Origin of the sequence: Bacillus sp. MUM 13 (genome assembly GCF_001866725.1) — a bacterium.
GTDB lineage: Bacteria > Bacillota > Bacilli > Bacillales > DSM-1321 > Peribacillus.
Window position 1 is genome coordinate 1 of record NZ_MLYQ01000127.1, and the last position, 14408, is coordinate 14408.

The 14408-nt window shown below is 42.1% G+C and carries 13 protein-coding genes, 1 tRNA gene, 1 rRNA gene, 1 other RNA gene and 1 other annotated feature; of the genes, 4 read left to right on the forward strand and 12 right to left on the reverse strand.

Annotated features, from left to right (window positions below; genetic code table 11):
• Nucleotides 1-246 precede the first annotated feature (246 nt).
• The 7 genes from BIV59_RS21085 to tadA all read right to left on the reverse strand — a co-directional run bounded on the left by BIV59_RS21085 (nucleotide 247) and on the right by tadA (nucleotide 4810).
• On the reverse strand, nucleotides 247-510 hold the full coding sequence (locus BIV59_RS21085) for a pro-sigmaK processing inhibitor BofA family protein (RefSeq protein WP_071353433.1): 264 nt from the start codon (nucleotides 508-510) through the stop codon (nucleotides 247-249).
• Nucleotides 511-611: 101 nt separating this feature from the next.
• Entirely contained in the window at nucleotides 612-833 is a 222-nt protein-coding gene (locus BIV59_RS21090; protein ID WP_071353434.1) for a YaaL family protein, read from the reverse strand.
• Nucleotides 834-855: 22 nt separating this feature from the next.
• Nucleotides 856-1452: a recombination mediator RecR gene (gene recR, locus BIV59_RS21095; protein ID WP_071353444.1), complete on the reverse strand. Its 597-nt coding sequence runs from the start codon at nucleotides 1450-1452 to the stop codon at nucleotides 856-858.
• A 336-nt stretch (nucleotides 1453-1788) separates the two neighbouring features.
• A complete protein-coding gene (locus BIV59_RS21100) occupies nucleotides 1789-2115 on the reverse strand; it encodes a YbaB/EbfC family nucleoid-associated protein (protein WP_071353445.1) in 327 nt (108 codons plus the stop codon).
• A gap of 20 nt (nucleotides 2116-2135) precedes the next feature.
• Nucleotides 2136-3833: a DNA polymerase III subunit gamma/tau gene (dnaX, locus tag BIV59_RS21105; RefSeq protein ID WP_071353435.1), complete on the reverse strand. Its 1698-nt coding sequence runs from the start codon at nucleotides 3831-3833 to the stop codon at nucleotides 2136-2138.
• Between the two features lie 122 nt (nucleotides 3834-3955).
• Nucleotides 3956-4220, reverse strand: an RNA gene (gene ffs, locus BIV59_RS21110) — signal recognition particle sRNA large type.
• Nucleotides 4221-4297: 77 nt separating this feature from the next.
• Nucleotides 4298-4810 carry a tRNA adenosine(34) deaminase TadA gene (tadA, locus tag BIV59_RS21115; protein WP_071353436.1) on the reverse strand — a complete coding sequence of 171 codons (513 nt, stop codon included), beginning with the start codon at nucleotides 4808-4810 and terminating at the stop codon, nucleotides 4298-4300.
• A gap of 153 nt (nucleotides 4811-4963) precedes the next feature.
• On the opposite strand from tadA, the gene BIV59_RS21120 reads away from it, so the two are divergent.
• From BIV59_RS21120 to BIV59_RS21130, 3 genes are all read left to right on the forward strand, one after another.
• The gene (locus BIV59_RS21120; protein WP_071353437.1) at nucleotides 4964-5521 is read left to right on the forward strand and encodes a cysteine hydrolase family protein; all 558 of its coding nucleotides are present in this window, start codon (nucleotides 4964-4966) and stop codon (nucleotides 5519-5521) included.
• A 180-nt stretch (nucleotides 5522-5701) separates the two neighbouring features.
• Entirely contained in the window at nucleotides 5702-6349 is a 648-nt protein-coding gene (locus tag BIV59_RS21125) for a deoxynucleoside kinase (protein WP_071353438.1), read from the forward strand.
• Nucleotides 6336-7007, forward strand: a complete 672-nt coding sequence (locus tag BIV59_RS21130) for a deoxynucleoside kinase (RefSeq protein ID WP_071353439.1) — start codon at nucleotides 6336-6338, stop codon at nucleotides 7005-7007. Before BIV59_RS21125 ends, BIV59_RS21130 begins: the two co-directional genes overlap by 14 nt.
• Before the next feature lie 181 nt (nucleotides 7008-7188).
• On the opposite strand, the gene BIV59_RS21135 is transcribed toward BIV59_RS21130, so the two are convergent.
• From BIV59_RS21135 to guaB, 4 genes are all read right to left on the reverse strand, one after another.
• Nucleotides 7189-7281, reverse strand: a tRNA-Ser gene (locus BIV59_RS21135).
• Between the two features lie 175 nt (nucleotides 7282-7456).
• A complete protein-coding gene (serS, locus tag BIV59_RS21140; protein ID WP_071353440.1) occupies nucleotides 7457-8734 on the reverse strand; it encodes a serine--tRNA ligase in 1278 nt (425 codons plus the stop codon).
• Nucleotides 8735-8799: 65 nt separating this feature from the next.
• Nucleotides 8800-9021 (reverse strand) — a binding site (T-box leader).
• A gap of 86 nt (nucleotides 9022-9107) precedes the next feature.
• On the reverse strand, nucleotides 9108-10439 hold the full coding sequence (locus BIV59_RS21145; protein ID WP_071353441.1) for a serine hydrolase: 1332 nt from the start codon (nucleotides 10437-10439) through the stop codon (nucleotides 9108-9110).
• A 180-nt stretch (nucleotides 10440-10619) separates the two neighbouring features.
• Nucleotides 10620-12083, reverse strand: a complete 1464-nt coding sequence (gene guaB / locus BIV59_RS21150) for an IMP dehydrogenase (protein ID WP_071353442.1) — start codon at nucleotides 12081-12083, stop codon at nucleotides 10620-10622.
• A gap of 228 nt (nucleotides 12084-12311) precedes the next feature.
• Here guaB and BIV59_RS21155 point away from each other — a divergent pair, with 228 nt between their 5' ends.
• Complete coding sequence (locus tag BIV59_RS21155) at nucleotides 12312-13283, forward strand: YaaC family protein (protein WP_071353443.1); 972 nt, start codon at nucleotides 12312-12314, stop codon at nucleotides 13281-13283.
• Nucleotides 13284-14215: 932 nt separating this feature from the next.
• Here BIV59_RS21155 and rrf read toward each other — a convergent pair.
• Nucleotides 14216-14332: ribosomal RNA gene (gene rrf, locus BIV59_RS21160) — 5S ribosomal RNA — on the reverse strand.
• Nucleotides 14333-14408 lie beyond the last annotated feature (76 nt).

A 14408-nucleotide genomic window follows, 5' to 3' on the forward strand; every position in this document is an offset into this window, starting at 1 on the left:
GAGCAATTTGTCGTTTATCTCGTAAGCGACTTTATTATTATATAAGTTATGTTTCACTAAGTCAATACTTATTTTTTGCTTTTTTTAAATCAGCAAGCAATATAAGTTTTCAGCGACAAGAAATATAATATCACCAATTTAAAATATCGTCAATAACTATTTCAATATATTATCAAACCAATTTTTTATTCATTCATGACATAAAAAAACCCGGACAGAAAATGCCAGGGTTTCAAATGTCTATCATTAAACCACCCAGTAATCAATGGCTGCCAAAGCTGCAACTCCCGGGATCCCCAAAAGGCCTGCAACAGCTGACGTTGCAAGATTAATTGGTACGTGAATGCCCAGTCTGTTTCCCAGGACGTTTAGAAAGAATAAAAAAATGGCTCCTATAATCAGCCTGATAATCCCCTGCCCTGCAAAGCGAATAGGTTTTAGGGGAGCACCTGCAAAAAGAAGCAGCAAGATAAGCCCTACAATAATTCCGATAATAACAATAGGTTCCACAACAATCCCCCCCTGCATAACTTGTACTACACTTTATGACTCAAAGTTCAAGTTAAGAACATAAGAATATGAAATGCTGTGAAACCCCGGATTAATCCTTACTATGGTCTCTTTATTTTTACTTTTCTTTTTTTGGCTTCTTTAAACAGGTAAAAATACTTAGCTTCAGCCAGCTTTGTTTGAACAATTGCATCTTCAGATGGATCTAGACTTCTTTCCAGGAGAGATTGCTGGTCCAGCCAGTTTCTCTTTAGATGCTCCAATTGCTGAATCAATTCCTGATCAAATTCATTCCGAAGCCAATTTTTTCTGCGAAAAAACAATGAAAGGCCTCCCAAATTTTTGTTAAATTTCTCTTCTTCCTTCAATAGCCTTGGATAGTGTTACTTCATCTGCATATTCAAGGTCTCCGCCAACAGGTAATCCGTGGGCAATTCTTGTTACCCGGATGCCTGACGGCTTCAAAAGCCTCGAAATATACATGGCTGTAGCTTCACCTTCTATATTCGGATTCGTAGCTAAAATCACTTCTTGAACAGTTTCATCCTGCAGGCGTTTTAAAAGCCCGGGAATATTAATATCCTCCGGTCCGATTCCTTCCATAGGAGAAATGCTTCCATGAAGGACATGGTACAGGCCATTATATTCCCGCATTTTCTCCATGGCAATAACATCCTTTGAATCCTGGACAACACAGACAAGGCTTCTGTCCCTCCGCTGATCTTCGCATATATAACAAGGATCCTGATCGGTTATATGTCCGCATACTGAACAATAGGTAAGATTCCGTTTGGCATTCACGAGTGCTTTGGCAAAATCCAATACAACATCTTCTTTCATATCCAGAACAAAAAAGGCTAGCCGGGATGCTGTCTTAGGGCCAATGCCCGGCAGTTTCATGAAGCTGTCGATCAACTTGGAAATTGGTTCAGGATAATGCATAGAATTCCCCCTCATCATAACAGCCGATATTGCACAGCCTGCTTCCTCGTCCATTCGGGATATGCAGCAGGCTGGCTGAATCAGCTTAAACACACCTTCCAGCATCAGGAGAGGAAACTCCTGCTTGGCGGCGGGCATAATCTTACTCTTAGAAATCTAAAGGACCCTGAAGCAGGGCATTACATAACAGTACTCAAAAAAAAAGCGTATAAGCCAGTCAGGAAGTTTCTGCAGGTAACCTCTCCCTGTTTAACATAGCAAACAGGAAAGAGATGTCCTAAGCAAAAACGACCAGGCTGGTTACGCTTGTTGGATAATAGTGAGTTTCACTCTTTCTTAAAACATTCCGCCCGGAAGGTTTAACCCTTTGGTGAATTGTCCCATTGTTGAGTTTGAAAGCTCATCTGCTTTTTTCAAAGCATCATTAGTTGCAGCAAGAACTAAATCCTGAAGCATTTCAATATCATCCGGATCTACCACTTCTGGTTTAATGTTTACTTCTACAATCTCTTTGTGCCCTGTAACGATGACAGTGACCATTCCGCCGCCAGCTGTTCCTTCGATTTTCTTTTCGCCAAGCTCTTCTTGTGCTTCAGCCATTTTCTTTTGCATTTTTTGCATTTGCTTCATCATATTTTGCATATTTCCCATTCCGCCACGCATACCCATTTTTCACGCCTCCATTATTCTTTAATTTCGAGCAGTTCATCACCGACTAATTTACGGGCTTCTGCTATAAAAGGATCTTCATCTTGCTTCCTGTCCGTTTCAGTAGAATCCTGATTCTGTGTTGCCAGGAAATCCTCGCGCAGCTGCTGCCATTGACTTTCCGGGACACCAGCCATCTCCAGGCGATGGCCTGTGATTTGTTGCAAAATCATGGCCATCGTTTCTATAAAACGGTCATTTTCCATCGCCATTTGGCAATGAATATCATATTTGAATTTTAACACAAAAGCTGCTGAAGACGCAGCAACTGGTTCCGCTTCGTTCAATAAAGCAGCAAGAGATTTTTGATTTTGATGAGATAATTGCTCCAATACCTCTCCCCAGCGGCTTTTTACTGTCTGAAGATCCTGTTTCGTTGCCTGCCTCAGTATCTGTGTAATCTTTCCTGCTGGAGCCCTGTAGGCTTTTTTATTGATCCGCTGGGCCTTTGCAGGGGCCGTCTTCACATTTTCAGCTGCAGGCACTCCCTGTTCTCTAATGCTTTGAAGCTGTCTCTCAAGCTCCCCGATTTTCCCTAACAGATCCTGAACCTGGCCGTCAGGCACATGGCTTCCGCTTCCGCTTCCCCTGTCCTGGCTGCAGAGCTTAACAAGTGCTACTTCGAGAAAAATCCTCGGATGGTTTGTCCACTTCATTTCCTGCTGTGTTTTATTAAAATTTTCTATATTAATATAAATCTGTTCCTGGGAAATCAAGCCCGCTAATTCCTTGAATTGAGGATCAATTAAAACCCGTTCAAAGGAATCTCCCAGTCCTGGTGCAGCCTGGTATAAAAGCATATCTCTATAAAAGAAAATCATATCCTCAATGAAGCGGGATGTGTCCTTTCCCAGTGCCAGCAATTCATCAAGGACCTGCAGGGCTTCTGCCACCTGTTTCTCATAAATGGCCCTAGCCAGCCTGCCTAGAAATGCCTGTGATACAGAGCCTGTCACGGTCAGTGCATCTTCAACACTTACTTCATCCTCACTAAAGGAGATTGCCTGGTCAAGAAGGCTGAGAGCATCCCGCATTCCGCCTTCTGCTGCCCTTGCGATAATGTGCAGAGCCTGCTCACTGCATTTTACACCTGTTTCCTCTATGATTTGCGACATGCGGCCAACAATATCCTGCGGCTGAATTCTTTTAAAATCAAAACGCTGGCAGCGTGAAATGATAGTCAGCGGGATTTTATGCGGCTCTGTCGTTGCCAAAATGAAAATTACATGTTTAGGCGGTTCTTCCAAGGTCTTTAAAAGCGCATTGAAGGCCCCTTGAGAGAGCATGTGGACTTCATCGATAATATATACTTTGTATGTAACCGCATTAGGGGCATATTTGACTTTATCCCTGATATCGCGGATTTCTTCCACACCGTTGTTAGATGCCGCATCGATTTCAATTACATCAGGAATGGAGCCATCCGTTATTCCCCTGCATGCTGCACACTCATTGCACGGTTCACTGACTGGAGCACGCTCACAGTTCACTGCCTTTGAAAGGATTTTCGCCGCACTTGTTTTCCCTGTGCCGCGCGGACCTGAAAATAAGTAGGCGTGGGAAACTTTCTGCTGTATGAGAGCATTCTGCAAGGTTTTTGTAACATGTTCCTGGCCGACTACATCTATAAACTGCTGCGGCCTCCACACTCGATATAATGCTTGATACCCCACGATTTTAAACCTCCTATATTTTCTCCTGTCCCTCTATTATATCGTAACGCCTTTGTTTTTTTCAAAAAAGGGCATAAAAAAACTCATCCGTCCGGATGAGTTTATCTACTATGTAATAACTGCCGTGCACCTTCCGTCGATTAGCACCCATAAGCGTTACTTAAGCAGTTAGCTCAGCCCAGGCAACCCTGCGGCACATGAGAGCTTCCACTTAATGCTGCTTCCTTCCGGACCTGACATGGTTCATGGATTCCCATTGCGCAGGACCCGGGCGTCAACGCCACTTACTTAAGGCAGGCCCTACAGGATACTAACCTCGAGAAGGGATTCAGCCTCGCTGGAGCGGATTGCGAGTACAGGGCACCGCTACCTCCCCGCCTAGCACGGCAAATTTGCTACCAATTTTATGTGCCACATGTGACACAATAATTATTATACTAACCCGGAAGGAAAAAAGCAAATGGTTATTCTTTGTCAAATGTCATTTGATTTTCTAACTGAGCTAATTTTTTCTTTCTTTTCTTCTTTTCTCTCAGTTCCCTAAAGAACCTGCTCAGTATCTCTCCGCATTCATCGCCCAATACCCCCTGGACGAGCTCGCACTGATGATTGAACCGGCTGTCCTGAAGCAGATTCATAAATGTGCCGGCACACCCCGCCTTAGGATCATATGCGCCGAACACCACTTTTTTGATTCTGGACTGAAGAATGGCTCCTGCACACATCGGACAAGGCTCAAGCGTTACATAAAGTGCGGCATCCTCCAAACGCCAGGTGCCTTCTATATCACATGCATTACGGATTGCAAGCAGCTCGGCATGGGCAATTGCACTTTGTTCTGTTTCCCTTAGATTATGGCCCCGGGCGATGATTTCACCGTCTTTTACAATTACAGCCCCAATTGGAACTTCCTGCAGCCGGAATGCCTTTTTGGCTTCTTCCAGGGCAATTTCCATAAAATATGCATCATCTTTCACGTGAAGGATCCTTTCATGAGTAAAGATAAAAATTACTGGCAAAATAATCGGTAAGCACATGCCTGTTTATACATTTAAATGAATGTATCTAATCATGAATAGTAGCGTATTATTTTCAGGCATGCAACAACTGTTCTATAAGGAGGGATGATCATGAATAATTCCAAAACCTCGCCATATGCGTTATTGATTATAGATATGATCAATGATTTTAATTTTAGCCACGGCGATCTGCTTTTTGAACATACACTTCCGATTATTGATCCGATTCTTCAGTTAAAAAAGGAAATGAACAAAAGAGGCATGCCCGTCATTTACATCAATGACCATTATCAATTGTGGCAGGCAGACTACAGTAAAATCATCTCAGCTTGTACAAATAGCAAAACGGCCGCCATGATCGGGAGAATCTCGCCGGGCGAAAGTGATTATTTTCTGATTAAACCAAAGCATTCAGCCTTTTACGGAACAGCTCTGAATACACTCCTTCACCATCTCGGAGTTAAGAAACTCATTTTAACAGGAATTGCAGGCAATATCTGTGTACTTTTTTCAGCCAATGATGCTTATATGAGAGAATATAAATTGTGGATTCCGTCCAATTGCATTGCTTCTGCCAGTATGCAGGATAATCAGTTTGCATTGACGATGATGCAAAATGTTCTGAAGGCTAAGATTGATAAAAGCGGATCGTTTCCTCCTATTTTCTGATTTTCCACAGGACTGCCTCAAGCTAAAAGCAGTCTCTTTCTCTTTTCTAATTTTTCCCCTGCAAGAAATCTCTCACTTAAGCTACTAGACTGTGATACAATAATTCTTGGCTTAAAAAACAAACAATGAAGAGTGACCTATACATTGATTTAGATAGAGTTTTGAAGGAGGAAGGAATCCATGAGAAACACACCATTTATCACCGTTGAAGGTCCGATTGGTGTGGGAAAAACATCGCTTGCAAAGGCCATCTCCGATCATTTTCAGTTCGTATTATTAAAAGAAATTGTTGATGAAAATCCTTTTCTCGGCAAATTTTACGAAAATATAGATGAGTGGAGCTTTCAAACAGAAATGTTTTTTCTGTGTAACCGCTATAAACAACTAGAGGATATTGAAACAAAATTCCTTGCCAATAATCAGGCGGTTGTAGCTGATTACCATATATTCAAGAACCTTATTTTTGCCGAACGCACTCTGAAGAACCGCCAATATGATAAGTACCTGCAAATCTTCAATATATTAACAAAGGATATGCCTAAGCCGAATATGGTCGTATATTTAGATGCCAGCCTCGACACCCTGCTTAAACGGATTGGAAAAAGGGGCAGAGATGTTGAAAAAAATATCAGCCCATTATATCTAGAACAGCTGTCCAGTGATTACCAAAGCTTTATGCAGACATTCGAAGAAACACATCCCGATATTCCCGTACTTAGATTTAATGGAGATACATTGGATTTTGTGGAAAAGGAACAAGACCTATCAATGATTATTTCTCAAGTTGAGAATGCACTTAAAGGAGCATGTACGAATGAACCTACGTAAAAAGTACGATATTCCCAATAATGCCATCATAACAATTGCAGGCACGGTAGGCGTCGGTAAATCGACCATGACCAATGCTCTTGCACAGGCATTGAAATTTAAAACCTCTTTTGAAAAGGTGGATACCAATCCATACCTTGATAAATTTTATGACGATTTTGACCGCTGGAGCTTCCATCTGCAAATTTACTTTTTAGCTGAACGCTTTAAAGAGCAAAAACGCATTTTTGAATATGGCGGCGGATTTATCCAGGACCGGTCCATTTATGAAGACACCGGAATATTTGCTAAAATGCATTATGAAAAAGGAACCATGAACCATATCGATTATGAAACCTATACAAGCCTTTTTGATGCAATGGTTATGACACCTTACTTCCCTCACCCTGATCTTCTGATTTATCTGGAGGGTTCTCTGGAAGACATTCTTGACCGGATCAAAGAACGCGGGCGCCCTATGGAGCAGCAGACGCCGATTGAATATTGGAAAGAGATGCATAAGCGCTATGAAGACTGGATTAATCACTTTAATGCATGCCCAGTATTGCGTTTGAATATCAATGACTATGATCTTATCCAAAGTGAACAATCCATTGAGCCAATTGTTGAACGAATTGCATCATTCATGGAACAGACAAGGAAACTTAGAAAAATATAATCAAGAGATTCTGAAGACTTTCAGAGTATTGAACATAATAGTAAATCACCGGATCCTTTAGCAGATCCGGTGATTTTTTTGCACAGTTATTTCTATTTCAGCAAAACAAAAAACCTGCCGCATTCCTGCAGCAGGTTTTATCGATATCCAATTTTATGCGCTATGGTTATTAATAAGTTAATGGAGGAGGAAGAGGGATTCGAACCCCCGCGGGCTTTGACACCCCTGTCGGTTTTCAAGACCGATCCCTTCAGCCAGACTTGGGTATTCCTCCGTATCACCGTATCAACAATTAATATAATACCAAGTATAAAACTAAATGTCAACACTACTGAAACATTTTTTTAAAAAAGTTTTTGGACATAAAAAAAGTGACATTCAACTGTGTGCAGGGCACACCTTTTTATATGAATAAAAGGACTCCCGCAAGGAAAGTCCTTTTACTTAGTTTATGGCTTGATCACTTCAGCACCGCGCATATATGGGCGCAGTACTTCTGGAATGACGACACTTCCGTCTTCCTGCTGATAATTCTCAAGGATAGCAGCAACTGTACGGCCGATGGCCAATCCAGATCCATTTACCGTATGGACATGCTCCGGTTTCGCATTAACATCGCGGCGGAATCGGATATTTGCACGTCTTGCCTGGAAAGCCTCAAAATTTGAACAAGAAGAAATTTCACGATATATGCCATAGCTTGGAATCCAAACTTCAATATCGTACTTTTTAGCCGCTGTGAAGCCTAGATCAGCTGTACACATGCTTAGCACACGATATGGAAGCCCAAGCAGCTGAAGGACCTTTTCTGCGTGTCCTGTAAGGTTCTCAAGCTCCTGATAAGAATCTTCCGGCTTTACAAACTTTACGAGTTCAACTTTATTGAATTGATGCTGGCGGATCAGCCCGCGTGTATCCCTTCCAGCAGATCCTGCCTCAGAGCGGAAGCAAGCGCTATAGGCAGCATAGCTGATAGGCAATGCATCAGCAGCAAGAATTTCATCGCGGTGATAGTTCGTTACTGGCACCTCGGCTGTAGGCACAAGGAAATAATCTTCACTTTCAATACGGAATGCATCTTCCTCAAACTTAGGAAGCTGGCCGGTACCTGTCATGCTGGCCCGATTTACAATAAACGGAGGCATCATTTCTTCATACCCATGTTCCTCTGTATGCAAATCAAGCATAAAGCTGATCAATGCGCGCTCAAGTCTTGCTCCAAGACCCTTATAAAAAACAAAACGGCTTCCCGTGACTTTTGCTCCTCTTTCAAAATCAAGGATGTCTAATTCATCAGCAAGATCCCAGTGCGGCTTGGGCTCATAGCTGAAATTTGGAATGTCTCCCCACTTTTTTATTTCAACGTTATCATCTTCTGTTTCCCCAACCGGCACACTTTCATGAGGAATATTCGGTATAGATAAAAGCAATTTATCCAGCTGCTCTTCCACTGTGCGAAGCTTTTCATCTAATTCCTTGATTTTGTCGCCAACCTCCCGCATTTCTGCAATCAGCTGGTCGGCATCCTTCTTTTCCCGCTTCAATGCAGCAACCTGCTGGGAAACTTCATTACGGCGGCTTTTCAGCTGTTCAGTTTCCACCAGTAAAGAACGGCGGCTGACATCAAGCTCCTCAAACTTACCAAAGTCTGTCATGTCTTCCCCGCGGAACTGCAGGGCACGTTTCACTTGTTCAAAATTATTGCGCAAATATTTTACATCCAGCATTGCTTATTCCTCCTTAAATTTCATCCATGACATTGACGAAAAACGCAAAAAACTCCCGTCCCTATAAAAGGGACGAGAGTTAACCCGCGTTGCCACCCTAGTTAAAAGCAGATTCCTGCCTTTCACTCAGTTAGATAACGGCTAATGCCGAAAGTAATTACTGACCCGCATGGGGGTTCCTTACTTTACTCGAGGATGGATCCCCAAAATCCTTTCACCGGTTCACACCAGCCACCGGCTCTCTTTTAGAAAGTAATTTTGGTACTATTTCCTGTCATGGTTTTAAAATATAAAATGTTTTCCATAATGTACTATAATTTTTCAACAGATGCAACCATTTTATGCAGATTGCTTACATTTTGATTAGGAGCGGTCAGAACCAGCCTTTTACCGCAGAAGAAGCACTATCCCATACATCAGCGAAAAATCCTCCGATTGCATGCATAGATAGAGCGAACCAGTTTGCTTTTTCTACTGTTTCGGCAGCCACAACATCAGACCTTACATACTTGTCTCCGTCTTTATTAAGGAAACCATAATCAGAGCCATCTTTTTTCTTGACAGTCAAATATCCAATTTTCTCGCCTTTTTTAATAGGTGCAGTTAATTCGCCATCTTTATTCAGCTTGCTTTTGTCGATCACAAGCTGCGGTGTATAATTTTTCTCTTCACCATTGTTTTTGACGACTAAATCAATGGCACTCTTTGACTTGATTTTAACGGAATCTTCTTTTCCTTTTGCTACAGGCAATGTTTTTTTGCCTTTAACCACATAATTCGCAGGAAGGATTTGTGTTTTTTTGAAGCTATCGTAAGCGTAATTCATCAGCTTGGCAGCATCTACAAAACGCTGTGCTTTTGATGTTGATTTCATAACAATGGTAATGTAACGCTGGCCATTTCGTTTCACCGTGCCAGCAAATGCATATCCAGCGAAATCCGTCGAGCCTGTTTTCAGGCCGTCTACTCCATCATAATGATAAATCAGGCCAGGAAGCATCCAGTTAAAATTAGGATATGTCTTTCCATCACGGAACTTCAGTTTTGATATGCTCGCATAATCCAATGCCTGCGGATGGTCCTTCAAAAGGCGGTAAGCAAGAAGGCCGACGTCTTTCGCAGTCATGACATTTTCATCATTCGCATCACCGGTCGGGAAGTGTCCAAGCAAGTCTTTATTGCTTAGTCCAGTAGCATTCACAAATTTAAAATGCTTTAATCCAAGCTCTTTTCCCTTTTTATTCATAAGGGGAATGAAATTAGTCTCACTGCCTGCAATCTTCTCAGTCAAAGCAACAGTAGCTGCATTTCCTGAGTAAATAGCCATTGCTTCATAAAGCTCTTTCACTTTGTATTCCTCACCTTGCGTCAGGCCTACATTTGAAAGATTAGGAGCTTTAGATAAGTTATGTACATATTCGTTGATTTTCACAGGTGTGTCCCAGCTGATTTTCTTATCTTCAATGGCATCAAGAACCAGGTACTCTGTCATCATTTTTGACATAGAGGCGATACCCATTACTTTATTAGCATTTTTTTCATATATAATTTTCCCTGTTTTGGCATCTACGATCAGTGCTGCATCTGCCTTTAAGCCCAGGTTATCTTCTGCAGCTTTTGCAGTACGGGGATTGTAGGAGAATTGGGACGCAACAAGAACAAATAACAGTGTAAAAACCAGTGATATCTGGGTGATTCTTTTCAATTTCTTTTACCTCCAACTTTCATAGCTTCTGTATAGGACGAAGAGAAAAACCTTCGTTGTTTGATTTGCACCTTGTCTAGTTTATCACATGTAATACAAAAAAAATAGACAGAGTAATGGGTCCCTCTGCCTAAAATTTCACGGAAAATTATTCCTTCCAACTAAGGAAAAAGTTAGAATTTACAAGGAGTAGTTTGGTGCTTCCTTCGTTATCTGTACATCATGCGGATGGCTTTCCTTCAGTCCTGCACCAGTCATTCTGATGAACTGAGATCTTTCTCTCAGTGCGTGAAGGTCTCCAGCACCGCAATAGCCCATTCCTGAACGCAATCCGCCAATCAGCTGGTATATAGTCTCTTCCAGAGGTCCCTTATACGGGAGGCGCCCTTCAATTCCTTCAGGCACAAATTTCTTGTTTTCTTCCTGGAAGTATCGGTCTTTAGACCCCTTTTCCATTGCAGCAACAGAACCCATTCCGCGGTACACCTTAAAACGGCGTCCCTGGAAGATTTCTGTTTCGCCGGGACTCTCTGTTACGCCAGCAAGCATACTGCCAAGCATAACTGCATGTCCGCCTGCTGCCAATGCTTTTACGATATCACCGGAGTATTTAATGCCTCCATCAGCAATAATCGTCTTCCCATGCTTGCGGGCCTCTGTGGCACAGTCGTAAATGGCAGTAATTTGAGGTACGCCTACACCTGCAACCACGCGTGTAGTACAAATGGAACCAGGGCCAATGCCAACCTTCACTACATCTGCTCCAGCTTCTATTAGTTCTTTTGTAGCTTCTGCCGTCGCAACATTTCCTGCAATGATTGTTAATTCAGGATAAGCTGCCCTGATTTCCTTAACAGTTTCAATGACCCCAAATGAATGTCCATGCGCTGTATCAACCACAATAGCATCAACATGTGCTTTAACGAGCATTTCTACACGCTTCATTGTATCCTTCGTAATCCCTACAGCTGCACCGGCAAGCAATCTTCCCTGCTTGTCTTTAGCGGAGTTAGGAAATTCAATCACTTTTTCTATATCCTTGATTGTTATCAGACCGTTTAACACGCCATCCTCATCAACCAGCGGGAGTTTTTCAATTTTATATTTCTGCAGGATTTTTTCTGCCTGCTCAAGATTGGTTCCAACAGGGGCAGTAACCAGGTTTTCTGCTGTCATAACCTCGGCAATTTTAATGGAAAAATCAGAAATGAAACGCAGATCACGATTTGTGATAATGCCCACAAGCTTTCTTTCATCCACGTTATTTACAATCGGAACACCTGAAATACGATATTTGCCCATCAGATGCTCTGCATCAAAAACCTGATGTTCAGGAGTGAGGAAAAAGGGATCACTGATTACTCCGCTTTCTGAGCGTTTAACTTTATCAACCATATCAGCTTGTGCCTCAATAGACATATTCTTATGGATAATTCCCAAGCCGCCTTGGCGTGCCATGGAAATAGCCATTTCAGCTTCCGTCACCGTATCCATCCCGGCACTGATAATTGGAAGATTCAATGTTAAATTTTCTGCTAATGAGACCTGGTAGTTCACATCTTTCGGCAAAACCTCTGATTTAGCGGGTACTAACAGCACATCATCAAAAGTTAAACCTTCTTTTGCAAATTTATTTTCCCACATATTTTTCCCCTCCTGCTTAAAAATATTATTTGTAGGTTATCAATTGGACAAAATACTGTCAAGGTAAAGTGGAAATGTTTGATAATTCTATCAATTATGCTTTATTAAAATACAAGCTGATTTTTGTTGATTGAAGTGAGCGCTGGCCAGGCGAATCCAGACCGAGTCTTTCTATCCTGAAATCAACAGGCACGTTTATCACTACTATCAATTTAAGGAGAATATAATATGCAGCCACCCAATCCATCCAGCAACAAATTCATCTATTTCAGTTCAGCATCTTCTACACAGTCTTTTCTTAGGAAATGCTATGAAAGAGAAAATAATCCAGAAGCTGAATTAAAAAGCTTCGAAAACTGCTATCCATTTATGTATTACCTTGAACATGGGCAAACTTACTACAATCAGGCTCAAATCGCTCCTCTATCACTGAAACCTGTTTTGCTTTTCTACGGATTTGTACAGCTGTTAAAGGCCTGCCTGCTCACTTTAGATTCGAACTACCCTGAATCAACCACGGATCTAGCGCACGGAGTGACCACGCGAAAAAGAAAAAAACAGCAATATGAATTTATGTTTGATGAAGTGAAAGTGCAAAAAAACGGATTATTCACAAACATAGCTGAAAAGATGTTCCACATGAAACATCTTGAATCAGAGAAATATACCATGGAGCAGCTGCTAAGAGAAATCCCGGAGCTAAAAGACTGCCATCTTTATTTAGCATCTAAAAAAACATTCCAGGAACTACAATCTGCTGGGGAAGCATTCCACTTGCCAATTGCCATTTTATCAAGCTTTAATATGACAGAAAACCGATTTAAAGGTTATTTGGAATCCAAACTAAACAGCAGCATTAACATATCATCTCATTCATCATCAATCTCTTTATCCGCTGAACAAGGATTGCTGGTGAATCAGGATTCACCCATACACTATCATATGTTTGAAAAAAGCTTCATGCTATCCCTTAACAAAAGCTCCCCCTGTTACCTATTTCCTGAATTGATGATACATTATCTCGTCCTTTATAATCTAAGCATGATTTCAAGGTATGAAACAGAATGGTGGTCAGAACTGTTAAAAACCGCCCCTAACGATGACTATCCATATATTTCGGAGTTTTTGAATATTTCCCAGGACAAAACTCCATTCTTAGTCTTTGAATGGCTGATGAAGGAACGTCTTAAAACGAAATGAAACAGGGAGCAGTAGATGTTAACAGGAGAAAAACTTTAGATAACGTTTTTATGATGAGGTTCGTAAATAGATGGGACTGCGGCACCTGCTTAATCACTATTGTGTGTTCAGCAGGCTACATTGATTAAGCTGGATTTTTCGTGGGGACACGTTTAAAAAAGAGTAATTGCTTAGTTGCCACCATCGTTCACTGCTTGTGATACCCCAAAGAAAGTGTGAGAAAAAATAGTCAACAAGAAAATACCAGCACTTCTTTGATACTTCATTCGATTGGCGGCGTTCTGCTCCCAGGACGTGCTGGCTGCTTCTCCGTTGCACCCTGCGGTTATAGCAGAAGTTCTTTGCTTGCACCTACTGTCATCAGCACTTAGGCTTAGATGCCAAGTCCGAGCTCCTGAACGGCAATAACCAGACGTCGGAACTCTTTATCAGCTAGCTAGAGTATTACCGCCATTTATATCTGCCATTCTGATTTTGGCTTACTCAATTTTTTTCCTCTTTTCTTTTGAGCTCTTATGAAATACCCATTTCTGCACACAAAAAAGACCAGCATCTCTGCTGGCCTCCCAATTGCTTGGCGGCGTCCTACTCTCACAGGACTTGCACAGGATGTGCTGACTTCTGCGTTGCCACAGGACGTGGCGGTTTTAGCAGAAGCTCCTTGCAGTCCAATATCGGCGCACGAGCTTAACTGCCGTGTTCGAACTCCTGAACGGCGATAACCGGCGGATCTCTTCGTCAGCTTCAGTCCTTCCGCTCCTCGTGTACACCGTACACTCCGGTGCTCACTCCTTCGCTTCCTCGACCTCCTTGGTTCTCCCCATTCAGGTTTGGGCTTATTTGACTCTTTTACTCTTTATATTCTTTTTAGTTATTATAATGTCTCCTTTCTGCACACAAAAAAGACCAGCATCTCTGCTGGCCTTTCGCTTGCTTGGCGGCGTCCTACTCTCACAGGGGGAGAACCCCCAACTACCATCGGCGCTGAAGAGCTTAACTGCCGTGTTCGGAATGGGAACGGGTGTGACCTCTTCGCTATCGCCACCAAACTATGAGGAACATTGTTCCTTCAAAACTGGATAATAGAAGAAGTTAAATATCTGCAATCATTTTGTCTAGCTGCGA

Coding starts and splice junctions, on each gene's coding strand:
- recR (WP_071353444.1), bottom strand. CDS start 1,452: ATGCATTATCCTGAACCAATTTCCAAGTTGATCGACAGCTTCATGAAA.
- serS (WP_071353440.1), bottom strand. CDS start 8,734: ATGCTGGATGTAAAATATTTGCGCAATAATTTTGAACAAGTGAAACGT.
- BIV59_RS21100 (WP_071353445.1), bottom strand. CDS start 2,115: ATGCGTGGCGGAATGGGAAATATGCAAAATATGATGAAGCAAATGCAA.
- BIV59_RS21155 (WP_071353443.1), top strand. CDS start 12,312: ATGCAGCCACCCAATCCATCCAGCAACAAATTCATCTATTTCAGTTCA.
- BIV59_RS21130 (WP_071353439.1), top strand. CDS start 6,336: ATGAACCTACGTAAAAAGTACGATATTCCCAATAATGCCATCATAACA.
- BIV59_RS21120 (WP_071353437.1), top strand. CDS start 4,964: ATGAATAATTCCAAAACCTCGCCATATGCGTTATTGATTATAGATATG.
- guaB (WP_071353442.1), bottom strand. CDS start 12,083: ATGTGGGAAAATAAATTTGCAAAAGAAGGTTTAACTTTTGATGATGTG.
- BIV59_RS21125 (WP_071353438.1), top strand. CDS start 5,702: ATGAGAAACACACCATTTATCACCGTTGAAGGTCCGATTGGTGTGGGA.